The sequence below is a fragment of the Planomonospora sp. ID82291 genome, assembly GCF_015711645.1.
GTDB lineage: Bacteria > Actinomycetota > Actinomycetes > Streptosporangiales > Streptosporangiaceae > Planomonospora.
Window position 1 is genome coordinate 1,081,380 of record NZ_JABTEX010000001.1, and the last position, 25,398, is coordinate 1,106,777.

Consider the following 25,398-nt stretch of genomic DNA (forward strand, 5'->3'; position numbering starts at 1 on the left):
GGACGGTCAGGCCGTCCCTCCCCCGAGGCGGAAGGCGGTCAGGCCATCTTCCGCTGCAGGTTCTCGTCCAGGGCCGCCAGGAAGTCCTGGGTGGTCAGCCACTGGGCGTCGCCGCCGACGAGCAGGGCGAGGTCCTTGGTCATCTGGCCGCCCTCGACGGTCTCGATGCAGACCTGCTCCAGCTTCTCGGCGAAGTCGGTCACCGCGGGGGTGTTGTCGAGCTTGCCGCGGTGGGCCAGGCCCCGGGTCCACGCGAAGATCGAGGCGATCGGGTTGGTGGAGGTCGGGTTGCCCTTCTGGTGCTCACGGTAGTGACGGGTCACGGTGCCGTGGGCGGCCTCGGCCTCGACGGTGCGCCCGTCGGGCGACATCAGGACCGAGGTCATCAGGCCGAGCGAGCCGAAGCCCTGCGCGACGGTGTCGGACTGCACGTCGCCGTCGTAGTTCTTGCAGGCCCAGACGTAGCCGCCCTCCCACTTCATCGCCGCGGCGACCATGTCGTCGATCAGGCGGTGCTCGTAGGAGATGCCGGCGGCCTCGAAGTCCTTCTTGAACTCGGTCTCGAACACCTCGGCGAAGATGTCCTTGAAGCGCCCGTCGTAGGCCTTCATGATCGTGTTCTTCGTCGACAGGTAGACCGGGTAGTTGCGGGCCAGGCCGTACCGCATCGAGGCGCGGGCGAAGTCGCGGATCGACTCGTCCAGGTTGTACATCGCCATCGCGACGCCGGCGCCCGGGAAGTCGAAGACGTTGAGCTCGATCGGCTCCGAGCCGTCCTTCGGGGTGAAGGTCAGCGTCAGCGAACCCTCGCCGGGGATCTTGACGTCGGTGGCGCGGTACTGGTCGCCGAAGGCGTGACGGCCGATGACGATCGGCTTGGTCCAGCCCGGCACCAGCCGCGGCACGTTGGACATGATGATCGGCTCGCGGAAGACCACGCCGCCGAGGATGTTGCGGATGGTCCCGTTCGGGGACTTCCACATCTTCTTGAGGCCGAACTCCTCGACCCGCGCCTCGTCCGGGGTGATGGTGGCGCACTTGACGCCGACGCCGTACTGCTTGATGGCGTTGGCGGAGTCGATCGTCACCTGGTCGTCCGTGGCGTCGCGGTGCTCGATGCCGAGGTCGTAGTACTTCAGGTCGACGTCGAGGTAGGGGAGGATCAGCTGTTCCTTGATGAACTGCCAGATGATCCTCGTCATCTCGTCGCCGTCAAGCTCGACGACGGGGTTCTCTACCTTGATCTTGGGCATGCGTGTGGTTCCCCTTCTGAACTAACACGGGCCAGACAGTCCTTTTGAGGCTCACTGGCCGTTGAGGCTATCGGACGGACGCGGGGGGCCTGAGGGCCACCCGGTCATCCGACGACTTGTGCGGGTGCGACTTCTACCAGGGCAGCCGGTCCTTGAAGATCAGGATGAGGGCGCCGCCCATGAGCGCGACGCCGAGGATCCCCAGCGTCACGACGTCCGTCGCCTTCTTCCGTACGGCCAGCCGCCCGCCGGCCCCGATCAGCCGGGCGAGCGCGCCCAGGGTGAGCACGGCGCCCAGCGTGAAGCCGCCCCAGTAGACGTCCACCAGGACGGCGTATGCCACGGCGAGGACCGCACCCGCCAGCACCAGCGGATACGGGCCCCAGCGGTCCTCTGTCGTTCGCGCGCTCACCGGTCGCCGATCGGCTTCCACTTCTGGTCCCGCTCGCCGATGTACTCGCTGTCCGGGCGGATCAACCGGTTGTCGGCGTGCTGCTCGATGACGTGTGCGGTCCATCCTGACATGCGGCTGACCGAGAAGACCGGAGTGAACAGGTCGGTCGGGATGCCGAGGTAGTGGTAGACCGTCGCGGCGTAGAAGTCGACGTTCGGGTAGAGGCCCTTCGCCTCGAAGACGACCTCCTCCATCTCCCTGGACATCCGGTGGTACGTGTCGTCCCCGGAGGCCTCGGCGAGCTCCTGCGACATCGTGCGCAGGTGCGTGGCGCGCGGGTCCTCGGTCTTGTAGACGCGGTGCCCGAAGCCCATGATCTTCTCGCCGGCCGCCAGCCTGTCGCGTACGGCCTGCGCCACGCCGCCCGGGTCGAGCGCCTCCAGGGTGCGCATGACCTGCTCGTTGGCGCCGCCGTGCAGCGGACCCTTGAGCGTGCCGATCGCGGCGACGACGGCCGAGTGCATGTCCGACAGGGTCGCGGCGCAGACGCGGGCGGCGAACGTCGAGGCGTTCATCGTGTGGTCGGCGTGCAGCACCAGGCAGGTGTCGAAGATCTCCACGGCGCGGTCGTCGGCGGCGCGTCCGGTGATCTGCAGCAGGAAGTTCGCGGCGACGCCGAGCGCCGGGTCCGGGTCCGGGATCGGCGCACCGGTCCTGGCCGCATGGTAGCGGGCCACCAGGACCGGTTGCTGGGCGGTCAGCCGGGCGGCCTTTCTCCGGTTGGCCTCCGGGCTGCTCGCGTCCTTGTCCGGATCGTCCGCGGCGGCGAGCGAGACCAGCGTGCGCAGCGCCTCCATGGGCGCCTGGGTGGCCGCGATCTCCGCGATGTTGGCTTCGACGAGGGCCCCGAGGGTGCGCCCCTCGACCAGCTCCGCGCCGTAGGCGGCCAGCTGCTCCCGGGTGGGGAGCGCGCCGCGCTGCAGCAGGTGGGCGGTCTCTTCGAAGGTGGTACGGCCGGCCAGATCGTGGATGTCGTATCCGCGATAGAACAGGCGACCGGCCTGACCGTCGATGTCACTGAGCGCTGTGGACGCGGCTACGACATCGGCGAGGCCTTTGGTGGGCTTGTCCGCCATGAGTATTTCCTCCGCTTATCTTCCTCGGAAGTCTACCCGTGAGCAGGGGAAACCTTTTGGAGAGGTCCAGACCAATTTCATGAAGGATTCTGCTTCTGGCAAAGGAGATTCCGCATCCCCTCGTTTGGGTAAGCCGGAGCTGTAGTAACAGTTACGGCGGGCTACCTGGGGAGGAACTGCCGTGGAGGGGCCGTTCATACGCATCGAGGACACCGGTGAGGTGGTCCCGTTGCGCCCCGAGATCACGACGGTCGGGCGAGGCCGGGGAGTCGACATCCGGCTCACCGATCCGAGCGTGTCCCGGCTGCACGCGGAATTCGTCCGGCGCGGACCCTACCTGTACGTCGTCGACCTGGGCCTGTCCCGCAACGGCACCCGGGTGAACGGCAGGCCGATCGCCCGGAGGGTCCTCGACGACGGCGACGTCGTCTCCTTCGGCGCCGCGCGGGGCCGGGTCGGCGGGATCCCGCGCGAGGACTTCGTCCCCGAGGTCGAGCTCCGCCGCGCGGCGGCGCCGGAGCTGACCAGGCGGGAGGTGGACGTCCTGACGTCGCTGTGCCGGCCGGCGCTCTCGGACGAGGCGTTCGTCGCCCCGGCCACGGCACGGGAGATCGCGGACGATCTGGTGGTGACGGAGGCGGCGGTCAAGCAGCACCTCCTCCGCCTCTACCAGAAGTTCCGGATCCCGGAGGGCACCAACCGGCGCACCAGGCTGGCCAACGAGGTCGTGGCCCTGGGACTGGTCAGGCCCACCCCGGTCGTGCCGCCGCAGCGCGCGACCGGCGGCGGCGAGCCCGCCCCGGCGACGACCGCCGTGGGCCGCCGGGCGTCCTAGCCGGGCCGGGTTCCAGGTCCGCCCGGCGGGCGTCAGGCCGTCCCGGCCTGGCGCTCGGCGGCCTCGACCACGTTGGCGAGCAGCAGGGCGCGGGTCATCGGGCCCACGCCGCCGGGGTTGGGGGTCAGGAAGCCCGCGACGTCCGCCACGTCCGGAGCGACGTCACCGGCGATCTTCCCCTCGACCCGGGAGACGCCGACGTCGAGCACGGCCGCGCCGGGCTTGACCATGTCCGCGGTGATCAGGTGCGGCACGCCCGCGGCGGCGACGACGACATCGGCGCGCCGGGTGTGGGCCGCCAGGTCCTGGGTGCCGGTGTGGCAGAGGGTGACGGTGGCGTTCTCCGACCGGCGGGTCAGCAGCAGGCCCAGCGAGCGCCCCACCGTGATGCCGCGGCCGACCACGACGACCTCGGCGCCCTTGAGCGGCACGCCGTACTCCTGCAGGAGCAGGACGATGCCGTGCGGGGTGCAGGGCAGCGGCGCGTCGACCATGTGCACCAGACGGCCCAGGTTGACCGGGTGGAGGCCGTCGGCGTCCTTGGCGGGGTCCATGCGCTCCAGGAGCGCCTGGGTGTCCAGGTGGCGGGGCAGCGGGAGCTGGACGATGTAACCGGTGCACTCGGGCGAGGCGTTGAGGTCGTCGATGACCTCCTCGACCTCGGCCTGGGTGGCGTTGTCCGGCAGGTCCCTGCGGATGGAGGAGATGCCGACCTCGGCGCAGTCGCGGTGCTTGCCGGCGACGTAGATCTGGCTGCCGGGGTCGTCGCCGACCAGGACCGTGCCGAGCCCGGGGGTGATCCCCCGCTCCTTCAGCGCGGCCACCCGCTCCGTCAGATTTGCCTTGATCTTCGCCGCGGTGGCCTTGCCGTCCAGAATCTGCGCGCTCATGATGTCAACTTTCTCATGAGATCGTCCGCGTCCGGCCGTCGGCACCGCCTGCGGGAGCGACCGTGCCGTGCCCGGGTGGCGTGCCCGCGCGCCGCCCGGCGGACCGCGCGTGCGCCCGCCGGACCGCAGGTGCGCCCGCCGGACCGCGTGTGCGCCCGCCGGACCGCAGGTGCGCCCGCCGGACCGCGCGTGCGGCGGATCAGCCGCGCTCGGCCGCCTTGGCCTGGGCCTCGGCCTCGCGCCGCTCGATGATCCGGCGGGTGAAGGGGATGACCTCCACGGCCTTGGCCCCCAGGTAACCCGCACCGAGCGCGAGCGCCACCAGCAGGACGGGGCTCTGCCAGAATCCGGCGATCATCACCAGCGCGGGGAGCAGGAAGTCGAGCACGGCCATGGGAGATCTCCAAGGGGAAGAGAAGGGATGACACAGGCTAAGCGAGTGCCAAACCTCGTCGAGCCGAAAAATTGTGTTCAACTCGCCACTCTTTTGTCTCCTGTCCCAGTGAGCCGCCCCCTGGGCGCCTCGGGTCCCCGAGGTCCGCGGAAGGCGCCGGCCGGGAGGCCTCGCGCGAGTGGCACCCCTCATATCGGCGGACCGGGCTCCCGCCGTAGGACTTTCCGGAGGTTCTCCGCCCGGAGGCGCGCCGGGGCCCGGCCGGGGGCCTGCGGACCCCCGGCCGGGCTCCCCGGGGAAGGCCGGGCTCCTAGTGGAAGAAGTGACGGGTGCCGGTGAAATAGAGGGTGATCCCGGCGGCCTCGGCCGCGGCGATCACCTCGTCGTCCCGGATGGAGCCGCCGGGCTCCACGATCGCCCGCACGCCCGCGTCGGCGAGCACCTTGAGGCCGTCGGCGAAGGGGAAGAACGCGTCGGAGGCCGCCACCGACCCCGCGGCGCGGTCCCCGGCGCGGGAGACCGCGAGCTGGGCCGAGTCGACCCGGTTGACCTGGCCCATGCCGACGCCGACGCTCGCCCCGCCGGAGGCCAGCAGGATCGCGTTGGACTTCACCGAGCGGCACGCCGTCCAGGCGAAGGCCAGGTCCGCGAGGACCTCCGCCGACGCCGCGGGGCCCGCCTTGAGCTCCCAGGTCCCGGCCGCGTCACCGGGGGCGTCCACCCGGTCGGCGGTCTGCACCAGCAGGCCGCCGTCGATCCGGCGGAACTCGGTCGGGTTGGCCGGGCCTCCGGGGCAGGCCAGCAGGCGGAGGCTCTTCTTCTCGGTCAGTACGGCCAGCGCCTCGGCGGTGAAGCCGGTGGCCACCACGACCTCGGTGAAGACCTCGGCGATCTGCCGGGCCAGCGCCTCGGTGACCTCGCCGTTGACCGCGATGACGCCGCCGTAGGCCGAGACCGGGTCGCAGGCGTGGGCCTTGCGGTGCGCCTCGGCGACGTCGGCGCCGACCGCGATGCCGCACGGGTTCTGGTGCTTGATGATCGCGACGGCGGGCTCGGCGAAGTCCCACGCCGCCCGCCAGGCCGCGTCGGCGTCGAGGTAGTTGTTGTAGGACATCTCCTTGCCGTGCAGCTGCTCGGCTCCGGCCAGCCCTCCCGCGCCCGCGGTGTAGAGGGCGGCGCGCTGGTGCGGGTTCTCCCCGTAGCGCAGGGCGGCCGACAGCTCCCAGGAGGCTCCCATGAACGCGGGCCAGGCATCCTCCTCCGCCGTGTAGACGTCGGCGAACCAGGAGGCCACCGCGGTGTCGTAGGAGGCGGTGTGCGCGTAGGCGGCGGCGGCCAGGCGGCGGCGCTCGGTGAGGGTGAAGCCTCCGGCGGCGACCGCGGCGAGCACGTCGCCGTAGGCGGCCGGATCCACCACGACCGCGGCGGTGCCGTGGTTCTTGGCGGCGGCGCGGATCATCGCCGGGCCGCCGATGTCGATCTGCTCCACGCACTCGGCGTCGGAGGCGCCGGAGGCGACGGTCTGCTGGAAGGGGTAGAGGTTGACCACGACCAGCTCGAACGGGGCGATCTCCAGTTCCTCCAGCTGCGCGACGTGGGCGGGGTTGCCGCCGTCGGCGAGCAGTCCCGCGTGCACGCGCGGGTGCAGGGTCTTGACGCGGCCGTCGAGGCACTCGGGGAAGCCGGTCAGCGCCTCCACGGGGGTCACCGGGACGCCGAAAGCGGCGATCTTCGCGGCGGTGCCGCCGGTGGAGACGATCTCCACCCCCGCGGCGTCGAGCCCGCGTGCCAGCTCCTCCAGCCCGGTCTTGTCGTACACCGCGATCAACGCGCGCCGGATGGCGATGCGGGTCACTTCTCGGTCCTCCTGTTGGGTTCCGGTTCTCCGGGGGCGCCCGGCTCATCCGCCGGGTCGCCCGGCCGCCTGGTCGGCGGGGGTCGAGCGGGGGATCAGCGGGGGTCGGCGGGCCGCCCGAGGCGGACGGTCCGGCCGGTGACCGTCCAGCCCTCGCGGGCCATCCGGCCGACGGTGTCGACGAGCAGGCCGCGCTCCACGGTCTTGATGCGCTCGTGCAGGGTGTGCTCGTCGTCGCCGTCGTAGACGCGGACGGCCTCCTGCGCGATGATCGGGCCGGTGTCGACCCCCGCGTCGGCGAGCATCACGGTGCAGCCGGTGACCCGCACGCCGTACGCGAGGGCGTCGCGGACCCCGTGCGCGCCCGGGAAGGACGGCAGCAGCGCGGGGTGGGTGTTGAGCACGGGAAAGGCGGTCAGCGTCGGCGCGCCGAGGATCTTCATGAACCCGGCGCAGACCACCAGGTCGGGCTCGTGCTCGCCGATCCTGGCCGCGAGCGCCCGGTCCCACGCCGCGCGGTCCGGATGGTCGGCGACGCGCTCGACGAAGACCGGCACCCCGGCGCGCTCCGCGCGGGCCAGTCCTTCGATCCCGTCGCGGTCGGCGCCCACCGCCACGATCCGGGCGCCGTAGCCCTGGTCTGCCACGGCGTCCAGCAAGGCCTGTAGGTTTGTTCCAGAGCCGGACACGAGAACCACGAGCCGAGCGGCCTGGGATGACACCGACGCACTCCATTCGGACGGGGACTCACGCCGCTGCAAGGGTATAGGTCCGTCCGCTCGGGCGACGCAAGGAGGTTGGCAGTGACGACACCCGTCCAGCTACGGCCGGCGGAGAGCGCGGGACGGCGGGCCCTGTGGCTCGCGTTCGCGTCGGCGGTGATGACCCTCATGCTCCCGATGGCGGGACTGGTCATGTCGATCTTCGCGCTCGTCGTCTCGGTCCGGGCGATCCCGGCGCTCAGGTCGGTGGCCAAACCGATCGGCACGGCCGTGGCCGGCATCGCCGTCGCGTCGGCGGCGCTCCTGTTCTCGATCATGGCGTCGGCGTTCCAGCTCTACCTGCGCGACGAGCTGTCCGCCTACGACGAGTGCCGCCGGGGCGCGGGCACCGTCACCGCCCAGGACGAGTGCCTCAACCGGCTGGAGGACGCGATGAGGAAGAAGCTTCCCTTCGTCGAACCCGGTCAGCTGCGCTTCCCGTTCGGCCCCTGATCCGGGGGGTTTCCGACCCGGCCACGGCCTGACGCACCCGGTCCCCGTCCGGCCGGTTTCCGACCCGGTCGCCTGACGCGCCCGGTCCCCGTCCGGCCGGTTTCCGACCCGGTCGCCTGACGCGCCCGGGGACGACTCAGTCGCGGTCCCAGGCGTAGGGATCCACGTAGATCACGTGTCCGCCCTTGTCGTCGGACTCGTCCACGATGTCGCGCCGGGGCGGCCTCGGCGGCTCCGGACGCCGCTTCCGCCGCGGCTTCTCCGGGGCGGCGGAGGCGTGCTCGTCCTCCCAGTCGTCCCGGATGACCGGGATCGGCTGGGTGTCGCACTCGGTGGCGTCCAGCCAGTGGCCGGGGAGCGCGCGCTGCTCCTCCGCGTCGGCGGCCCTGGCCCGGCCGGCCACCGACCCCGCGGCCATGGCCAGTTTCGCGCCCGCCTTGCGGACGGGGGCCGCCGCCGAGGCGGCCTTCGCCGCCGCCCTGGCGACGGCGGTGTTCTGGCCCCGGAAGATCAGCCACCAGTTGGCCAGTCCCGCCGAGATGCCCGCCGCGACCCCCGTCTCCAGCGTCACCGAGAGCATGACCTCCCAGGCCGCGGGGCCCATCGCGGCGAGCCTGCCGCCGCCGAGCGCGCCGCCGGACAGGGCCGCCAGCGCCCCCGCCGCGCACCCGGTGGCGATGCCGCAGGCGAAGCCCCACAGCGGCGCGCCCTCGTACGTGGGAGAGGGCGCGATCCTGACGAGCACGACGCCCGCCACCGCTCCGGCGACGAACGGGACCGCGATCACCGCCATGAGCCAGGCCGGCGTCGGCCCCGCCTCGGGCAGCGCCCCCAGGACCGGCAGGCTGGGCACGGTGCCCAGTTGCACCCCGGTCGGGGCGATCAGCGTGCCGGTCCCGACCGCGAACCCCGGCCCGGCGATGTAGGACATCCCCCAGATGAACGCGTTGGGCAGGTAGAGCCCCTGGATCAGCAGGAGCAGCAGGCCGCCGACGATCCCGGGGGCCAGCACGTCCGTCAGGTGCCGCACCTCGCCGAACCCCGCCACCACGGCGCCGAGCACCAGCAGGGCCCCCGCCAGCAGCATGATCCCCATGGCCGCGGCGGTACCGCCCGCGACCGCGCGCAGCCGTTCGGGCAGCAGACGCGGCATCACCCGCCACGGCCCGATCGCCCTGACGGTCGCCAGCGAGCCCGCGACGAAGGCCAGGATCAGGTGGCTGACCAGCACCTCGCCCAGGAACGGCTGGGTGATCGGGTTGCGGGCGACGAGCCCGACCACCCCCGCCAGCAGCGCGTACGGCGCCGCCAGCGAGATGCCCGCCTGCGCGATCAGGACCAGCTGGGCCCGCCGCCGGGCGTTGGCCTGCTCCTTGGGACTGTTCCTGGGCAGCCGGGCGGGCAGCCGCAGCCGCAGGTCCGCGTCGCGGGCCATCCAGATCCCGGCGCGGTAGAGCAGGAACGCGGGCAGGGCCACCAGCCCGAGCGGGATCAGCCCGACCGATCCGCCGGGGATCGCGAACCCCGCGTGGTGCGCGGCCAGCCAGAGCTGCGCCGCCGTACGGAACACCTCGGGCAGGCCGCCGCCGAGCGCGCCCCGGGGGGCGGCGATCCAGCCGATCAGCGTGAGCGTGGTGAGCACCGCCAGGCCGACGCCGAGCGTCCAGGCGGCGGCGAGCATTCCTGAGACGGGGAGCGGCCTGCGGACGTCGTCGTCACCCGTGGCGCCGGGCAGGGGGATGCGACTGAGGACGGTTCGGGGAGCCGTCCGGAAATGGTCGAGAAGGGCCGTCACAGTACCCGATGGTCTCACCGATCTTCCGGTAGGAGGGCTCTCATCGGTCCGCGTGTCGCACGCCGTACGGGAGGAATGCCGTACATCAGACGGATTTCCGGAAGGGCGGGTCCCGGAGAGGTCCTCCCGGGACCGCCCGCCGGGGAGGGACGCGCGGGAGGCGCCCGGCGCGATGCACCGGACGCCTCCCGTGGACTGCTCGCCGAACCCGCCGGACGGCCGGCGGTCCCGCACGGCTCGGTACGGTCCCGCACGGCTCGGTACGGTCCCGCACGGCTCGATGCGGTCCCGCACGGCGCGGGCGGTCAGCGGGACCGCATGACCTCGCGCATGAGGCGGGCGGTCTCGCTGGGGGTCTTGCCGACCCGCACCCCGACCTTCTCCAGCGCCTCCTTCTTGGCCTGCGCCGTCCCGGCCGACCCCGAGACGATCGCGCCCGCGTGCCCCATGGTCTTGCCCTCCGGCGCGGTGAACCCCGCCACGTAGGCCACCACCGGCTTGGTCACGTGCTGCTCGATGTAGGCCGCGGCCCGCTCCTCGGCGTCTCCGCCGATCTCCCCGATCATCACGATCGCGTCCGTGCCCGGGTCGGCCTGGAAGGCCTCCAGCGCGTCGATGTGCGTCGTGCCGATCACCGGGTCGCCGCCGATGCCCACCGCCGTGGAGAACCCGAAGTCCCGCAGCTCGTACATCAGCTGGTAGGTCAGCGTGCCCGACTTCGACACCAGGCCGATCCGGCCCGCCGTGGTGATGTCGGCCGGGATGATGCCGGCGTTGGAGGCGCCCGGCGAGGCGATGCCCGGGCAGTTCGGGCCGATGATGCGCGTCCTGCCGCCCTTGGCCACCGCGTACGCCCAGAACTCGGTGGTGTCGTGCACCGGCACGCCTTCGGTGATCACCACGCAGAGCGGGATCTCGGCGTCGATGGCCTCCTTGACCGCGTCCTTGGTGAACGCCGGCGGCACGAACACCACCGACACGTCCGCGCCGGTCTCGGCCATGGCCTCGGCCACGGTGCCGAACACCGGCAGGCCCTCGTGGACGGTGCCGGCCTTGCGGGCGTTGACGCCGCCCACCACCCGGGCTCCGGCGGCGAGCATGCGGCGGGTGTGCTTGGTGCCCTCCCCGCCGGTCATGCCCTGAACGATGATCTTGCTGTTCTCGGTCAGCCAGATAGCCATTACGCACCTACCGCAGCGAGCTCGGCGGCGCGCTTGGCCGCCTCGTCCATCGTGTCGACCAGCTCGACGCCGGCAAGCTTGGCGTCGGCCAGGATCTGCCGCCCGAGCAGGGCGTTGTTGCCGTCCAGGCGGACGACCAGGGGGCGGGTGACGGCCTCGCCGCGGCTCTCCAGCAGCTGGAAGGCGGCCACGATGCCGTTGGCGACCGCGTCGCAGGCGGTGATGCCGCCGAACACGTTCACGAAGATCGACTTCACCGACGGGTCGGAGATGATGATCTCCAGGCCGGCCGCCATCACCTCGGCCGAGGCGCCGCCGCCGATGTCGAGGAAGTTGGCGGGCTTGGGCTGCCCGGGGAACGCCTCGCCCGCGTAGGCGACGACGTCGAGGGTGCTCATGACCAGGCCCGCGCCGTTGCCGATGATGCCGACGCTGCCGTCGAGCTTGACGTAGTTGAGGTCCTTGGCCTTGGCCGCGGCCTCCAGCGGGTCCTCGGCCGCCTTGTCCGCGTAGGCCTCGTGCTCGGGCTGGCGGAAGGCGGCGTTGTCGTCGAGGGTGACCTTGCCGTCGAGGGCCTTCACCTGGCCGTCGGCGGACAGGATCATCGGGTTCACCTCGACCAGGGAGGCGTCCTCGTCGACGAAGGCGGCCCAGAGCTTCTCGATGAGCTCGGCCGCGCCGTCGAGCGCCTTCTCCGGCAGTCCGCCGGCCGCGGCGATCTCACGGGCCCTGGCCCGGTCGACGCCGGTGAGCGGGGAGACCGGGATCTTGGCGACCTTCTCGGGGGTGCTGTGCGCGACCTCTTCGATGTCCATTCCGCCGGCGGCGGAGCAGATGGCGAGGAAGGTGCGGTTCGCGCGGTCGAGGAGGAAGGAGAAGTAGTACTCCTCCGCGATCGCGCTGGCCTCCTCGATCAGGACCTTGTGGACCGTGTGGCCCTTGATGTCCATCCCGAGGATGTCGGTGGCCTTCCGCTCGGCGTCGGCGGCGTCGTCGGCGACCTTCACGCCGCCCGCCTTGCCTCGGCCACCGGTCTTGACCTGGGCCTTGACGACGACGCGGCCGGTCAGCTCCTCCGCTGCCGCGCGCGCCTCCTCCACGGTGTGCGCGACGATGCCGCGCGGCACGGGGATGCCGTACTCCGCGAAGAGCTCCTTCGCCTGATGTTCGAACAGGTCCACGAGGGGTCCGTCCTTGCTTGTCCGGCTGGTGTACAGATGTCGGCGGTCCGGCTCCACAGACAGTGAGGGGAGCCTGGCGATTTTTGCGCCAATGAAGCCTAGCCTCCCCGGCGCCCCCGCGAGGTCACCGGGGCCATCCTGCGGCTCGTACCGCGTACCCGGCGGGGCGCGCGGCATCGGCGGTCCCCGCGTACCCGGCGGCCCGCACCGCGTCGACGGACCGCACAGCCTCGGCGGGCCGCACCGCGTCGACGGACCGCACAGCCTCGGCGGGCCGCACCGCGTCGACGGGGCGCACAGCCTCGGCGGGGCGCACAACCTCGGCGGGCCGCACGGCGGGAAGGCCGGTCAGACCCGGGCGGGCACGGCGCTCCGCACCCATTCGACGATCTCCTCCGTGGTCGCCCCCGGGGTGAAGATCCGGGCGACGCCCATCCTCTCCAGTTCGGGCATGTCGTCCTCCGGGATGATCCCGCCGCCGAACACCACGATGTCGCCCGCGTCGTTCTCCCTGAGCAGCTCGATCACCTTGGCGAAGAGGGTCATGTGGGCCCCCGACAGGATCGACAGGCCGACCGCGGCGGCGTCCTCCTGCACGGCGGTGCGCACGATCTGCTCGGGCGTCTGGTGCAGGCCGGTGTAGACGACCTCCATCCCGGCGTCCCGCAGCGCCCTGGCCACGATCTTCACACCCCGGTCGTGGCCGTCCAGCCCCGGCTTGGCGATGACCACGCGGATCCTCGGCTCGGCATCCATGACAGACCTCCTCGTCTGCGTCCCGCCCACTCGTGGACGGCGGCTGTCCGCAGCGTAACCGGCCCGGTGGCGCCGGGCCGCCGGGGTGCGGGACTTTCCAGCAGGCCTTCCGCGGTACGGCCCTGCGGAACACCGGGTCACGCGGAATCCCTCGGAACGGGGATTCCGGATTCACTGATGATCATTACCTGACAGAATGCCGTTCCCCTCATATCCACCCAGAAGAAACGGCTGACTCCATGAGGCGATCGATCGCCCTGACCGCCGCGATGCTCATCGCACCCGCGCTGGCCACCGCCACCTCCACCTCCGCACAGGCCGCCCCGGCCGACCCCGCGAACGCGCTCAGGCAGCAGTTCAAGGCCGGGCACGGTGTCCAGATCACACAGACCGCGCGCACGGTCGTCGACGGGACCACCGGGTTCACGTTCGCGGCCAAGGGCAGGCTGCAGTTCGGCCCCACCGGACCGGTGGCCTACGACATCACCACGCGGATGACCACCACCGCGAAGGGAGCGGGGAACCAGGGCGACGAGGAGTCGTCCGCCTTCGGTTCGCTCGACCCGTACCGCACGATCAACGTCGGGAACCGCGTCTACGTCTCCGGCGGCGCCTACGGAAAGCAGCTCCCCGAGGGCAAGACCTGGGTGAGCTTCAAGGGCGGTCCCGTCTACGCCCCGGCTCCCGACGTGCTGGAGCCCGCCGTACTGACGGCCCTGGTGAAGGCCCCTGCGGGCAGGCACTCCCGTGACGGCCTCCGGCACCAGGGCACCCTGACCTACGCGGAGCTGTACAAGATCTCTTCGAGCTTCCGCACCTCGATCGGCGCCAGGCCGACCGACGAGCTCGGCAAGAGCAGGTTCTCCTGGCGGCTCTGGCTCGACGGCAAGGGCCTGCCCCGGCGCGTGACGGTCTCTGAGGCCCTCTCCGCCGAGGAGTCGTCGATGACCTCGACGGTAGAGACCCGCTACACCGGCTGGGGCTCGAAGGTCACCGTCACCGCCCCGCCGGCCGACCAGGTCGTCGACGCGAAGGACCTGCCCGCCGAGCTGCCCGACCCCAAGGAGCTCGTCAACGCCCTGACCACGGGTCCCGCCGGCGACCGGCGGTGATCCGGTAGCCGGGCGCCGCCCGGACCCGGAGCCACCACCGGGCCGGGCGGGGCGCGGCCCGGGTCCGGAGCCACCACCGGATGCGGGCGGGGCGCGGCCAGCCGTACAGCGGGCGCGGCCCGGCGGCCGGGAGCGGTGAATCCTCCCGGCCGATTCCCGGGGCGGTTCCCGGCCGGGAACCGCCCCGGGCCCGTTCCCGGCCGGACGGCTCATCCCTCACCCTCGCGCAAAGCGGGGGCGCGGAGTTGTCAACCCGCGGCATAGCCGCGCGGGCGCGGGTGGCCTACCTTGGCGGATCCTGGCTTCCGGTGAGGGGGATCCGATGAGACGGTGGGCCGTTCCGCTCGTCGCGGTGGCACTGGCCGCCGCGCTGCCGCAGCCGGGTACGGCGCAGGCCGGCACCGCATGGGCCGGTACCGCGCAGCGCGGGGCATCGACGCAGGAGGCCCGGACCTCCGGAGCCGGGGAAGCCGGACCGGCGCAGACGCAGGGGGCGCCGTCGCCCGTGGCGGCGTTGAAGCGGCGGTTCGCCGAGCACACGGGGCTGCGGATCTCCGATGTCGGACGGGTCTACCGGGACGGCAAGGCGGTCGTCACCATCTGGCGCAGGGGCAGGGTGGAGTTCGACGGCTCCGGGGTGTACGCCACGGACACGACGGGACGCACGGAGGCGGGACGCGGGGCGATCCGGGAGTTCGAGGGCCTGACCGGGCAGCGGCTCGGCTCGACCCGGGTGATCTGCTTCCCGAACGAGGCGTACCTGTCCGGGCCCGGCTACGAGACCTGGCTGCCCGAGGGCAAGAGCTGGCTCGGCCTGATCGGCCCGGCGAACATCAAGCAGACCGCGGCGCTGCCGCAGATCGTGAACGTCTTCGAACCCGCCACCCTCGGCACCCTGCTCTCCCACAGCACGGTGAAGCGGAGGCTGCCCTCCGGCACCTACCACCAGGGCGCCGTGACGCTGCGCACGCTCTACCGGGTCTCCCCCTCCTTCCGCGACCGGCTCGCCGGGCCGCCGAAGGGGCGGAGCGCGAAGATCACGGTCGGCTTCCGGCTCTGGCTGGACCGCTCGAACCTGGCCCGCCGGCTGACGACCACCTGGCGGCAGCCGGTCCCCGGCACGCCGAGGCGGCCCACCACCACGGTCGCGGACACCCGCTACACCGGCTGGGGTTCGGACGTGACGCTGGCGCCCCCGCCGCCGGAGGACACGGCCGACGCGGGCCGGGTCGGCGGCGACTTCTCCCCGCCCCCGACGCTGCCGGTCGGCTGAGGGGAGCCACCGAGCCGGCCGATCGGGCAGACTCGGCGCCTGACCGGACTCCGGCATCTGCACGGAATATCAATCATTAATTCGCCATAAGCCGTATTTGACGAGACTTTATTGTGATCTTCATTCGAGAGGATGACCGGGTCCCTCCCGAACGGGGTGGAGGGAATACACGGGAGAATCCACTTGAAGCGTTTCATCGCCGGTCTGGCCTGCGCCGCAGCAGCAGGCCTGGCCGTCCCCACGCTCGCCTCGGCCGCCCACGCGCAGGCGCCCGCCGACCCCCTCGCCGCGCTGCAGAGCAAGCTCGGCACCGGCCGCGGGGTGAGCTTCTCCGAGAAGACGAAGATGGTCTCGGGCAACACCCGCTACGTCTTCTCCACCCGGACGGGCGTCCTGCAGTTCGGCCGCTCCGGGGTGGTCGCCTCCGACCACACCACCAAGCTGCGCATCAAGGCCAGCCAGCTCGAGGAGTTCGAGGCCCTCGCCCAGAACTCGGACGACGAGGACGCCAAGACCTTCGCCAAGCTGACCGCCGGGCTCACCAAGCCCGAGCGGACCGTCACGGTGAAGAACGTCTCCTACCTCTCCGGCGGCATGTTCGGCGAGTTCCTGCCCTCCGGCAAGACCTGGCTCCGCTTCCCCGGCCCCGTCAACGGCGCCTTCGGCTCGGCGGGCCAGCTGGTGAACCCGGCCGAGCCCGCGACGCTCAAGGCCCTGCTCGCGCACGCCGCCCGGCAGACCGGGGGCTACACCGGGAAGATCACCTTCGGTGAGCTCTACAAGGTCTCGCCGTGGTTCCGGGCCTCCGTGATGGAGAAGCCCTCCGCCAAGGAGGCCAAGACGGTGGTGAGCTGGAGGCTGGTCCTCGGCGCCGACCGGCTCCCCGCCCGTCTGACCACCACCTACCCGGCCGGTGACGGCGCCTCCACCACGGTGGAGACCGGCTACACCGGCTGGGGCGCCAAGGTCTCGGTGAAGGCTCCGCCGGCCGACGAGGTCGCCGAGATCACCGACCTCGACGAGGACGTCAAGGACGCCCCGATCCCGCTGCTCGGCAAGTGATCGCAGACGTCTCGCGGCCGGCCCCGTCCGGCCGGTGACCGGGCGCCCGGCGGAGCATCCGCCGGGCGTTCGCGTCTTCCGGGTTCCGGGTTCCGGGTTCCGGGTTCCGGGTTCCGCTAGAGCTTCTCCAGCGGCGCGTAGGCCAGCACCAGGGTCTTCGCGCCGCCGCTGCCGAAGTCGACCTTCGCCTTGTCCCCGTCGACCGAGACGACCGTGCCCAGGCCGTACTGGTCGTGGGTGACGCGGTCCCCCGGGGTGAGGTCGGGGATCTTCCGGCCGCCGGGCCTGCGGGCGGGGGCCGTACGGGAGGGCTCGCGGCGGGTCGCCGCCGTCCAGGCGTTCTTCTTCGGGTCGCTGCGCCAGTCGACCAGCTCGGACGGGATCTCCGAGACGAAGCGGGAGGCCGGGTTGAACGACGGGGAGCCCCACGAGCTGCGGACCGCCGCCCGTGAGACGTACAGGCGCTGCTCGGCGCGGGTGATGCCGACGTAGGCCAGGCGGCGCTCCTCCTCCAGCTCCTTCGGCTCGCCGAGGGAGCGCAGGTGCGGGAAGACGCCGTCCTCCATCCCGGTGAGGAAGACCACCGGGAACTCCAGGCCCTTGGCGGTGTGCAGGGTCATCAGCGTGACCACGCCCTGCCCGCCGTCCTCGGTCGGGATCTGGTCGGCATCGGCCACCAGCGAGACCTGCTCCAGGAACTCCACGAGCGTGCCCTCGGGGGTGGCCTCCTCGAACTCCGAGGCCACCGCGACCAGCTGGTCCAGGTTCTCCAGGCGGCTCTCGTCCTGCGGGTCGTCGGAGTTCTCCAGCTCCGCCCGGTAGCCGGTGGTCACCAGGATCTCCCGGGCCAGCGCCGACGGGGGCATGCCCTCGGCCTTGACCGTCAGGTCGTCCAGGAGCGCGACGAAGTCCCTGATCGCCTTGAGCGAGCGGGTGGCCATGCCCGGCGCCTCGTCCGCCCGCCGCAGCGCGTCGGCGAACGGGATGCGCTCGCGCGCCGCGAACGCCTCCACCATCGCCTCCGCCCGGTCCCCGATGCCGCGCTTGGGCACGTTGAGGATGCGGCGCAGCGAGACCACGTCGCCGGGGTTGGCCAGCACCCGCAGGTAGGCCAGCAGGTCGCGGACCTCCTTGCGCTCGTAGAAGCGCACCCCGCCCACCACCTTGTACGGCAGGCCGGTCCGGATGAACGTCTCCTCGAAGACGCGGGAGGCGGCGTTGGTCCGGTAGAACACGGCCACCTGGCCGGGGACCACGCCCTCGGCGTCGGTGAGCCGGTCGACCTCCTGGGCGACGAACATGGCCTCGTCGTGCTCGTCGTCGGCGACGTATCCGACGATCTTCGCTCCGGCCCCCTGGTCGGACCAGAGGTTCTTGGGCTTGCGGCTCTCGTTGCGCGAGATCACCGCGTTGGCCGCGGACAGGATCGTCTGGGTGGAGCGGTAGTTCTGCTCCAGCAGGATCGTCTTGGCGTCCGGGTAGTCGCGCTCGAACTCCAGGATGTTGCGGATCGTCGCGCCGCGGAAGGCGTAGATCGACTGGTCGGCGTCGCCCACCACGCACAGCTCGGCCGGGGCGATGCCGGAGGTGCCCTCCCGGACCGGGTCGCCGTCGGCGGTGCGCGGCTCGGGACGGCCGACGAGCTCCCTGACCAGGGTGTACTGGGCGTGGTTGGTGTCCTGGTACTCGTCGACCATGACGTGCCGCCAGCGGCGGCGGTAGTGCTCGGCCACCTCGGGGAAGATCTGCAGCAGCGTGACCGTCAGCATGATCAGGTCGTCGAAGTCCATCGCGCCGGCCTCGGTCAGCCGCCGCTGGTAGAGCTTGTAGGCCTCGGCGAGCGTGCGCTCCAGGTGCGTGGCGGCCTGGGCCGCCGCCGTCTCGTAGTCGACCAGCTCGTTCTTGAAGTTGCTGACCTGCGCGGAGAAGGAGCGCGGCGGGTAGCGCTTGGGATCGAGGTCCATCTCCCGGCAGACCATGGCCATCAGCCGCTGGGCGTCGGCCTGGTCGTAGATGGAGAAGCCGGAGGGGAAACCCAGCCGCCTGGCCTCGCGCCGCAGGATCCGCACGCACGCGCTGTGGAAGGTCATCACCCACATCGCCGCGGAGCGGGGCCCGACCAGCCGGTCGACCCGCTCCTTCATCTCCTTGGCGGCCTTGTTGGTGAAGGTGATCGCCAGGATCTCCTGCGGATGCACGCCCCGCTCGGCCAGCAGGTGGGCGACGCGGTGGGTCAGCACCCGCGTCTTGCCCGAACCGGCGCCCGCCACGATGAGCAGCGGGCTGCCGTGGTGCACGACGGCCTCGCGCTGCTGGGGGTTGAGCCCGTCGAGCAGCGGGTGGGTCAGGGAATCGGCTGGGATCGGCACCTCCCTAGGTTACGGCGGCCCGCCGACAACCGGGTCCACGCCGGGGAAGGACCGCCGGTGGGGGATGCTCGTGCCCGTGAGCGCCATCGCCCTGTCCCCGGTCACCGCCGCCGTCGTCGTCCTCCTCGCCCTCGCGGGCGCCGCCGTCGCCCTGCTCGGCCGTCTCGGGCACGGCCGGGCCGTGCTCACCGCCTGCCTGCGCGCCGCCGCCCAGCTCGGCACGGTCTCACTGGTCATCGTGTGGGCCGTCGGGCGACCGGTGGCGGCGGGCGCCTTCGTCCTGGTGATGTACGGCGTGGCGAGCCTGACCGCGGGACGCCGGATCACCTCCGGGGCCGCCGCCCGGTGGGCGGCCGTGCCCGTCGGCGCGGGGACCCTGCCGGTCTTCCTGCTGCTGGCCGGCACCGGGACCGTCCCGCCGGAGGGCATCGTGCTGATCCCGGTCGCGGGCATCCTGCTGGGCGGCTGCCTGACGGCCACGGCGCTGGCGGGCCGGCGCGCGGCCGACGAACTGGCCCGGCGGCGCGGCGAGGTCGAGGCGGCGCTCTCGCTGGGCTTCTCCGACCGGGACGCGGCCCTGGAGATCTGCCGCCCGGCGGCGGCCCAGGCGCTGGTGCCCGCCCTGGACCAGACCAGGACCGTGGGCCTGGTCACCCTGCCGGGGGCGTTCGTCGGCATGCTGCTCGGCGGAGCCGATCCTCTGCACGCGGGCGTGGTCCAGCTCGTCGTCCTGGTCGCACTGCTGGCCGCCGAGGCGGTGGCCGTCCTGGTCACGGTCGAGCTGGTGGCCCGGGGCCGCTTCTCCCCGGCCGCGCGGTAGCGCTCCGGCCGCGTCCGCGATCGCCGGGACGACCCGTCGTTCCTCCCCGGTCGCGCGGTGGCCCCTCACCGCGCAGGCCGTTCCTTCGGGGCGATCCGGGCGAACAGGTAGCCCAGCGAGTTGGTGGCGACATGGAGCAGGGCGGGGGCCGCGAGACCGCCTTTGCGGCGCAACCCGCAGAAGACCGCCCCCACGACCCCGGTGGAGACCACCGAACCGACCACCACCCGGACCGTGTCCGCCGCGGGCGGCCCCGTCGGCGGCCCCATCGACGGCCCGGCAGCGGGCGGGCCCGCCGGAACGTCCGGGGCGTCCGGCGGGCGGGCGGCGCCGGCGGAGGGTGCCGGTACGGCACCGCCGGGCGCCTCGCCCGAGGCCAGTGCGCTCAGCGCGGGGTTGGCCGCGGCCATGTCGATCGCCGGGAGCACGTGCCAGAGCCCGAACAGCGCCGAGGAGACGGCGACGGCCGCGGGCGTCCCGTGCGAGCGGGCGAGCAGGCCGTGCAGCACCCCGCGGAAGCCGACCTCCTCCAGCAGGACCGTGCCGATCGGGACCTGGAGCAGGGCCTCCTCCAGCGCGCGGGCGCGGGACAGCGACAGGGCCCGCTCGTCGCGGAAGAAGCGGCGGGTGGCGGGGATCGCGATGCCCGCGCCGTAGGCCGCGGCGACCGCGGCGGCGAGCGCTCCGCCGATCCGCAGGCCGCGGCGGCCCTCGGTGAAGCCCAGCTCGGTCCAGGAGAGGCCGGACCGGCGGGCCAGGGCCAGCAGCGCGCCGGTGGCCGCGGCGGAGGTCAGCGGCGCCAGGCGCGGCGCCACGCGGTTGTTGAGCACGTTGGCCGCCACCAGCACGGCCACCGCCCCGGCCAGCGCCGCCGTCGGCTCCCGGCCCGCCCCGGCCAGCGCCGCCGTCCGCTCCCGACCTGCTCCGGCGGCGGTCCCCGCCGCAGGCCCCTCGTTCAGTGCGTGCATCCCGACCCCCTCGCTCCGGGTCCGACCCTACGTGCCGACCGGCCCGCGGCGCGCCCCCGCACCGCGCCGGAGATCCGGACACCGGTCAGCCCGCGGCGCGCCGCCACCCCGGCGGGAACCGCAGCCCGCGCCGCTCCCGCACGGTGAGCCCGCCCCAGATCCCCTCCGGCTCCCCGACCCGTACGGCATAGGCCCGGCAGTCGGCCAGCACCGGGCATCCGGCGCAGACCGCCTTGGCCCGCTCCTCCTGCTCGGGCGAGGGCGCCACGGGGAAGAACAGCTCGGGATCGCTCTCCCGGCAGGCGCCCCGCACCGCCCAGCCGATCTCGCGGACCGTCCTGCGCATCGCTCACCCCCTGGTGGTCACCGGCTCTCAGACTAGGCCGCCGCCGGAAGCCCGGCATCGGCCTTCCGGCGGATCCACCGGTCACCGCCGGGTGGAGGAACCGGCGGAGAGCCCGGCTCCCGGAGGAGGGGCGGATCAGACCAGCCTGCGGGCGGTGGCCCAGCGGGAGAGCTCGTGGCGGTTGGAGAGCTGGAGCTTGCGCAGGACGGAGGAGACGTGGGTCTCCACGGTCTTGACCGAGATGAACAGCTCCTTGGCGATCTCCTTGTAGGCGTAGCCCCGGGCGATCAGCCGCAGCACCTCCCGCTCCCGCTGGGTCAGCGAGTCCAGCTCGGGGTCGATCGCCGGGGCCTCGGAGGAGGCGAAGGCGTCCAGCACGAACCCGGCCAGCCGCGGGGAGAAGACCGCGTCCCCCTCCGCCACCCGGCGGATCGCGTCGGTGAGCTCCCGGCCGCTGATGGTCTTGGTGACGTAGCCCCGGGCGCCGCCGCGGATCACGCCGATGACGTCCTCGGCGGCGTCGGAGACCGACAGCGCGAGGAAGCGGACCTGCGAGCCGGAGCCCAGGACGCGGCGGAGCACCTCCTGGCCGCCGCCGCCGGGCATGTGCACGTCGAGCAGGACCACGTCGGGCTGGAGCTCGGCGATCGTCCGCACCGCCGACTCCACGTCCTCGGCCTCCCCGACCACCTCCACCGCGTCGCCCAGCTCGGCGCGGACGCCGGACCGGAACAACCGGTGGTCGTCGACGATCAGAACCCTGATGGCGCCCATGTGCTCCCTCTCCGCTCCCCGCCCGCTCCGCCCGGCCCCGCCCCGGGGACCCGCGGGGTCCCCGGCCGCGTGCGGCTCACGAGCTCTCGATCTTCATCGTCAGCATGACTTCCGTGCCCTCGCCCGGTTCGGTCCGCACGCGGGCGCCGCCCCCGTTGCGCTCCATCCTGCCGATGATCGACTGACGGATGCCCAGCCGATCCTCGGGCACCTCGCTCATGTCGAACCCTACGCCCCGGTCCCGGACGAAGACCGTCACCTCCCCCGGCTCCACCTCCGCGTAGACGGAGACGACCGGGGATCCGGAGTACTTCGCGGCGTTGACCATCGCCTGCCGGGCCGCCTGCACCATCGCCGACAGCTCCGGCGTCAGCGGGCAGTCTCCCACGCAGACGACCTCGATCGGCACCCCGTGGGAGTCCTCCTCCTCGGCCGCGACCCGCCGCACCGCCGCGGCCACCGACGCGTCGGCGTCCTGCTGGGGCTGGTAGAGCCAGTTGCGCAGCTCGCGCTCCTGGGAGCGGGCCAGCCGCGCCACCTCGCGGGAGTCGTGCGCGTTGCGCTGGATCAGCGTCAGCGTGTGCAGCACCGAGTCGTGCACGTGCGCGGCGAACTCCGCCCGCTCCTCCTGCCGGATGCGCTCGCGGCGCTCCCGCTGCAGCTCCTTCCACAGGCCCGCCAGCCAGGGCGCCGCGATGAGCGCGACCCCGCCCACGACCACGAGGGTGAACACGATGCCGGGGCGGGCCTTGCCCAGCTCGTTGTTGGCCGCCAGGAAGCCGATCGCGCCGATGACGACGAGCACCAGGCCCGCGAACGTGCGCACCCGGTTCTTGCGCGTCTGCCCGACGGTGGAGTCCATCCAGCGCTGCCGCCGGTCCGGGTCGGCCTGCTGCCACAGGATCAGCGAGCCGATCCCGCCGAGCGCGATCGGCCACGCGCCGATCCCGCCCGTCGAGGCGCCGGTGAGCCAGCCGAGCGCCAGCAGCGACAGGCCGATCGCGCCGTAGGCGGTGACCTGGCTCCAGTCGCGCGCGGGCTCCCTGCCCTCGTACGGCACGCGCGAGGTGAACATCCACAGCGCCGCGTACGCCACGGCGCCGATCCCGTCCAGCACGGTGAGCAGCACGAAGGCCAGCCGCAGCACCACGGGGTCGAGGCCGAGCTGGGCGGCGGCCCCCTGGGCCACCCCGGCCACCAGGCGTCCCTCCACCGGCCGCACGAGCCGGGGGAAGCCCGGTTCCCCCTGCCCCGCGGCGGCCGCGGGCACAGCGCCCTGGGCGGTGCCCCGCGCGGTGCTCTGCCCGGTGCCCGGGGCGTCCTGGGCCTGCGGGGATGTCGTGTCCGCGGCGGGTCCGCGCGACGTCTTTCGGTCAGCCATCGGATTCCCGGCGCCCGCCGCCGGTCGTCCGGCCGGCGGCGGGCGCCGTCGCTCCTCTCGAGTAGAGTCCCCGCCGTTCCCCGGACGGGATCCGGCCGTCGCCGGCCTCGTCCGGGGAGGGCGAGAGGCCGCTCCCCTGCGGGGGCGGGAGAACCACATCGTCAGCATCGTCACATGTCCCCGGCGCCCGGCGCATCGGGCGTCCCCCTGACCCGCCCCTGAGAAAGGGCGCGCCCCTCGGGGACGACTCAGGGGTCTCCCGGATGCGGCCGGACCGGCGCAGGGGCCACGATGAGAGCATGAACGACACCGGGAACCCCCAGGACCCGGCGAGCACCCCGCCCGACTCGCCGCCTTCCTCCGCCACCGCCGTCGGCGCCGCCGTGGACGAGGGCGCGGACGGAGCCGGGACCGCGGAGGGGGGCGGGCGGACGCGGCTCCGCCGCGACGACGAGGGCCGCATGCTGACCGGCGTCTGCTCGGGCCTGGGGCACCACGCCGGGGTGGACCCGGTGCTGTTCCGGGTGGGCTTCGCCATGCTGGTGTTCGCCTCGGGTGCCGGGATCATGCTCTACGTCGCGGCCTTCCTGCTGATGCGGGAGCCGAACGGCGGTCCGGGGCACCTGGAGCAGTGGACCCGGCGCGACTTCGACGGCGAGACCGTCCTGGCCCTGCTGGCCGCGGTCTTCGCCTTCGGGCTGATCATCAATGTCAGCTCCGGCGGCATCGGCACCCCCAGCGTGGTGGCGGGCACCCTGTTCGCCGTCGCGCTCCTCACCGCCCACTCCCGCGGGGTCGACCTGCTGGCGCTGACCCGGTCCGTGCCCGAGCGGCTCCGCGGCGGGCGTCGGGTCGGAGAGGCTCCCGCCTTCCCGCCCGCCGTCGTGCCGCCCTCCCGGCCGGGAGCCGGCGACCCGTACGCGGGAACCCGTACGGCCGCGGACGCGCAACCGCACGCAGGCGCACAGCCGTACGGGGCCGGGGCGCCCGAGGGGGGGCCGTACGCGACGGCGCCGGACGCCCCGGCGCGGTCGGCGGAGCGGAGCGGCGCCGTCGCGGAGGCGATCGCGGCGGCGAAGGCCCGGATGGCCGCGGCGCAGGCCCGCGCGCAGGCCGACCGGGCCTCCGCGGAGGAGAAGCGGACGCACGGGGCCGCCCCGGCCGGAGCGCATCCGGCGGGAGCCGGCGTCACCGCGCCCTTCCCCGTCCCGCCGACGCCGGACGCCGCACCGGACACCGCACCGGCCTTCCCCGCGGCGGACGACACCCCGTGGGACGTCCCGGCCGCGGGCACCGCACCGCGCGGCGTCCCGGCGCCGGACCGGCCGGCGCCCCCCCGCCGCCCGGCCGTGCCGTCGTTCGACTCCTCCGGTGCGCCCTTCGCCCCCCACGGCCCCTACCGGCCGCTGGACCCCCGCAGGCGGCCGTCGCCGTACGGCCCCGCCCCCTTCGACCTCGCCGCGTACGGCCCGCCGCGGCGGCCGGCACCCCGGCCGAAGCCGCCGAGGGCGTTCGTCGGGGTCGTCACGATGTTCCTGGCCGTGATCGTTGGAGGCATCATCATGGTGGTCCAGTCCGCCACCGGCTCGGTCAACATGACCTCCGTCAGCGCCGCCGCGCTCGTCACCATCGGCGCCGGGCTCATCGTCGCCGCCTGGTTCGGACGGGGCGCGGCCCTGGTCGCGGCGGGCACCGTCGTCGCGCTCTCCCTGATCGTGGGATCGGCGGTGAGCGACATGCCGAAGAGGTTCGGCACCTACGACTGGGTCCCGGTCTCGGTCTCACAGCTCTCCGGCACCTACGAGGTGGGCGTCGGGGAGGGCCGGCTGGACCTCAGCGAGCTGACCTTCCCACCGGGGTCGCGGACCGTCGTCGAGGCCACGGTGGCGGTCGGTGAGATCACCGTCATCCTCCCCCCGACGGTCAGGGCCGAGGTCGACGGGCACGCCAAGCTCGGCGATGTCAAGATCGACCATGTGGTGCAGGGCGGCGCCGACATCCACCACGAGAGGGTGCTGGAGCCCGAGGTGACCCCGGAGGGCGAGGTGGCGACCATCGTGCTGAACGTCAAGGCGGGTCTCGGAGACGTGGAGGTGCGCCGTGCGGCCTGAGACGCGATCCGGGCTCCGGCCCGGGACCGGGTCCGGAACCGGATCCGAGGCGGACCGCCCCAGCCGGTGGCACCGGACCGACTGGATGGCCCTGCTCAGCGGCCTGCTCTTCCTGACCGTCGGCATCCTCTACCTCAGCGTGCCGACCCTGCACCCGGGTGTCATGCTCCCGGTCGTCCTGGGCGGTCTGGCCTGCGCGGGGTTCGTCTCCGTCATCGCCCGGGCGGTCCGGCGGCAGCCGTGACGCGCTCTCCGGCCCGGAGGCCGGAGCGTCGCGGACGGAGCCGACGGCGCGAGG

Annotated in this window: 24 protein-coding genes; 8 read left to right on the forward strand and 16 right to left on the reverse strand. The window is 73.1% G+C overall.

Annotated elements, in window-relative coordinates; genetic code table 11:
* Positions 1 to 38 precede the first annotated feature (38 nt).
* The 3 genes from HS045_RS04545 to HS045_RS04555 all read right to left on the reverse strand — a co-directional run bounded on the left by HS045_RS04545 (position 39) and on the right by HS045_RS04555 (position 2,783).
* Positions 39 to 1,253, reverse strand: coding sequence for an NADP-dependent isocitrate dehydrogenase (locus HS045_RS04545; RefSeq protein WP_068896655.1), 1,215 nt, complete (start codon positions 1,251 to 1,253; stop codon positions 39 to 41).
* Between the two features lie 133 nt (positions 1,254 to 1,386).
* The gene (locus tag HS045_RS04550) at positions 1,387 to 1,665 is read right to left on the reverse strand and encodes a DUF3017 domain-containing protein (protein WP_196449897.1); all 279 of its coding nucleotides are present in this window, start codon (positions 1,663 to 1,665) and stop codon (positions 1,387 to 1,389) included.
* Positions 1,662 to 2,783: a citrate/2-methylcitrate synthase gene (locus tag HS045_RS04555; RefSeq protein WP_196449898.1), complete on the reverse strand. Its 1,122-nt coding sequence runs from the start codon at positions 2,781 to 2,783 to the stop codon at positions 1,662 to 1,664. The genes HS045_RS04550 and HS045_RS04555 overlap by 4 nt, the downstream gene beginning before the upstream one ends.
* A 181-nt stretch (positions 2,784 to 2,964) precedes the next feature.
* Between HS045_RS04555 and HS045_RS04560 the strand changes: the two genes are divergently transcribed.
* Positions 2,965 to 3,618: an FHA domain-containing protein gene (locus HS045_RS04560; protein WP_196449899.1), complete on the forward strand. Its 654-nt coding sequence runs from the start codon at positions 2,965 to 2,967 to the stop codon at positions 3,616 to 3,618.
* A 32-nt stretch (positions 3,619 to 3,650) separates the two neighbouring features.
* Here the strand turns inward: HS045_RS04560 and HS045_RS04565 are convergent, their stop codons facing one another.
* From HS045_RS04565 to purN, 4 genes are all read right to left on the reverse strand, one after another.
* On the reverse strand, positions 3,651 to 4,508 hold the full coding sequence (locus HS045_RS04565; protein ID WP_196449900.1) for a bifunctional methylenetetrahydrofolate dehydrogenase/methenyltetrahydrofolate cyclohydrolase: 858 nt from the start codon (positions 4,506 to 4,508) through the stop codon (positions 3,651 to 3,653).
* A 199-nt stretch (positions 4,509 to 4,707) separates the two neighbouring features.
* Positions 4,708 to 4,902, reverse strand: coding sequence for a hypothetical protein (locus HS045_RS04570; protein ID WP_196449901.1), 195 nt, complete (start codon positions 4,900 to 4,902; stop codon positions 4,708 to 4,710).
* Between the two features lie 310 nt (positions 4,903 to 5,212).
* Entirely contained in the window at positions 5,213 to 6,757 is a 1,545-nt protein-coding gene (purH, locus tag HS045_RS04575) for a bifunctional phosphoribosylaminoimidazolecarboxamide formyltransferase/IMP cyclohydrolase (protein WP_196449902.1), read from the reverse strand.
* A 95-nt stretch (positions 6,758 to 6,852) separates the two neighbouring features.
* Positions 6,853 to 7,479 (reverse strand): phosphoribosylglycinamide formyltransferase, encoded by a 627-nt coding sequence (gene purN, locus HS045_RS04580; protein WP_196449903.1) that lies wholly within the window; start codon positions 7,477 to 7,479, stop codon positions 6,853 to 6,855.
* An 81-nt stretch (positions 7,480 to 7,560) separates the two neighbouring features.
* On the opposite strand from purN, the gene HS045_RS04585 reads away from it, so the two are divergent.
* Positions 7,561 to 7,971, forward strand: coding sequence for a hypothetical protein (locus tag HS045_RS04585; RefSeq protein ID WP_196449904.1), 411 nt, complete (start codon positions 7,561 to 7,563; stop codon positions 7,969 to 7,971).
* A 136-nt stretch (positions 7,972 to 8,107) separates the two neighbouring features.
* Here the strand turns inward: HS045_RS04585 and HS045_RS04590 are convergent, their stop codons facing one another.
* From HS045_RS04590 to HS045_RS04605, 4 genes are all read right to left on the reverse strand, one after another.
* A complete protein-coding gene (locus HS045_RS04590) occupies positions 8,108 to 9,766 on the reverse strand; it encodes a DUF6350 family protein (protein WP_196449905.1) in 1,659 nt (552 codons plus the stop codon).
* Positions 9,767 to 10,071: 305 nt separating this feature from the next.
* Positions 10,072 to 10,947, reverse strand: coding sequence for a succinate--CoA ligase subunit alpha (gene sucD, locus HS045_RS04595; protein ID WP_196449906.1), 876 nt, complete (start codon positions 10,945 to 10,947; stop codon positions 10,072 to 10,074).
* Positions 10,947 to 12,128: an ADP-forming succinate--CoA ligase subunit beta gene (gene sucC, locus HS045_RS04600; RefSeq protein WP_196449907.1), complete on the reverse strand. Its 1,182-nt coding sequence runs from the start codon at positions 12,126 to 12,128 to the stop codon at positions 10,947 to 10,949. The genes sucD and sucC overlap by 1 nt, the downstream gene beginning before the upstream one ends.
* A 348-nt stretch (positions 12,129 to 12,476) precedes the next feature.
* The gene (locus HS045_RS04605; protein WP_068896643.1) at positions 12,477 to 12,884 is read right to left on the reverse strand and encodes a cobalamin B12-binding domain-containing protein; all 408 of its coding nucleotides are present in this window, start codon (positions 12,882 to 12,884) and stop codon (positions 12,477 to 12,479) included.
* A 239-nt stretch (positions 12,885 to 13,123) separates the two neighbouring features.
* On the opposite strand from HS045_RS04605, the gene HS045_RS04610 reads away from it, so the two are divergent.
* The 3 genes from HS045_RS04610 to HS045_RS04620 all read left to right on the forward strand — a co-directional run bounded on the left by HS045_RS04610 (position 13,124) and on the right by HS045_RS04620 (position 16,331).
* Positions 13,124 to 13,996, forward strand: coding sequence for a hypothetical protein (locus tag HS045_RS04610; RefSeq protein ID WP_196449908.1), 873 nt, complete (start codon positions 13,124 to 13,126; stop codon positions 13,994 to 13,996).
* 322 nt (positions 13,997 to 14,318) lie between these two features.
* Positions 14,319 to 15,269 carry a hypothetical protein gene (locus HS045_RS04615; RefSeq protein ID WP_196449909.1) on the forward strand — a complete coding sequence of 317 codons (951 nt, stop codon included), beginning with the start codon at positions 14,319 to 14,321 and terminating at the stop codon, positions 15,267 to 15,269.
* A gap of 183 nt (positions 15,270 to 15,452) precedes the next feature.
* A complete protein-coding gene (locus tag HS045_RS04620) occupies positions 15,453 to 16,331 on the forward strand; it encodes a hypothetical protein (protein ID WP_196449910.1) in 879 nt (292 codons plus the stop codon).
* A 116-nt stretch (positions 16,332 to 16,447) separates the two neighbouring features.
* Here HS045_RS04620 and pcrA read toward each other — a convergent pair whose 3' ends face one another.
* Positions 16,448 to 18,667, reverse strand: a complete 2,220-nt coding sequence (pcrA, locus tag HS045_RS04625; protein ID WP_196451054.1) for a DNA helicase PcrA — start codon at positions 18,665 to 18,667, stop codon at positions 16,448 to 16,450.
* Positions 18,668 to 18,776: 109 nt separating this feature from the next.
* Between pcrA and HS045_RS04630 the strand changes: the two genes are divergently transcribed.
* Entirely contained in the window at positions 18,777 to 19,520 is a 744-nt protein-coding gene (locus tag HS045_RS04630; RefSeq protein WP_196449911.1) for an ABC transporter permease, read from the forward strand.
* 65 nt (positions 19,521 to 19,585) lie between these two features.
* On the opposite strand, the gene HS045_RS04635 is transcribed toward HS045_RS04630, so the two are convergent.
* From HS045_RS04635 to HS045_RS04650, 4 genes are all read right to left on the reverse strand, one after another.
* Positions 19,586 to 20,488: a CPBP family intramembrane glutamic endopeptidase gene (locus tag HS045_RS04635; protein WP_196449912.1), complete on the reverse strand. Its 903-nt coding sequence runs from the start codon at positions 20,486 to 20,488 to the stop codon at positions 19,586 to 19,588.
* Positions 20,489 to 20,573: 85 nt separating this feature from the next.
* Complete coding sequence (locus HS045_RS04640) at positions 20,574 to 20,834, reverse strand: WhiB family transcriptional regulator (RefSeq protein ID WP_196449913.1); 261 nt, start codon at positions 20,832 to 20,834, stop codon at positions 20,574 to 20,576.
* A gap of 135 nt (positions 20,835 to 20,969) precedes the next feature.
* Positions 20,970 to 21,608, reverse strand: a complete 639-nt coding sequence (locus HS045_RS04645; RefSeq protein WP_196449914.1) for a response regulator transcription factor — start codon at positions 21,606 to 21,608, stop codon at positions 20,970 to 20,972.
* Positions 21,609 to 21,684: 76 nt separating this feature from the next.
* Positions 21,685 to 22,989 carry an ATP-binding protein gene (locus tag HS045_RS04650; RefSeq protein ID WP_196449915.1) on the reverse strand — a complete coding sequence of 435 codons (1,305 nt, stop codon included), beginning with the start codon at positions 22,987 to 22,989 and terminating at the stop codon, positions 21,685 to 21,687.
* Positions 22,990 to 23,288: 299 nt separating this feature from the next.
* Between HS045_RS04650 and HS045_RS04655 the strand changes: the two genes are divergently transcribed.
* Positions 23,289 to 25,100, forward strand: coding sequence for a PspC domain-containing protein (locus tag HS045_RS04655; protein WP_196449916.1), 1,812 nt, complete (start codon positions 23,289 to 23,291; stop codon positions 25,098 to 25,100).
* An 85-nt stretch (positions 25,101 to 25,185) separates the two neighbouring features.
* Positions 25,186 to 25,344, forward strand: coding sequence for a hypothetical protein (locus HS045_RS04660; RefSeq protein WP_196449917.1), 159 nt, complete (start codon positions 25,186 to 25,188; stop codon positions 25,342 to 25,344).
* Positions 25,345 to 25,398 lie beyond the last annotated feature (54 nt).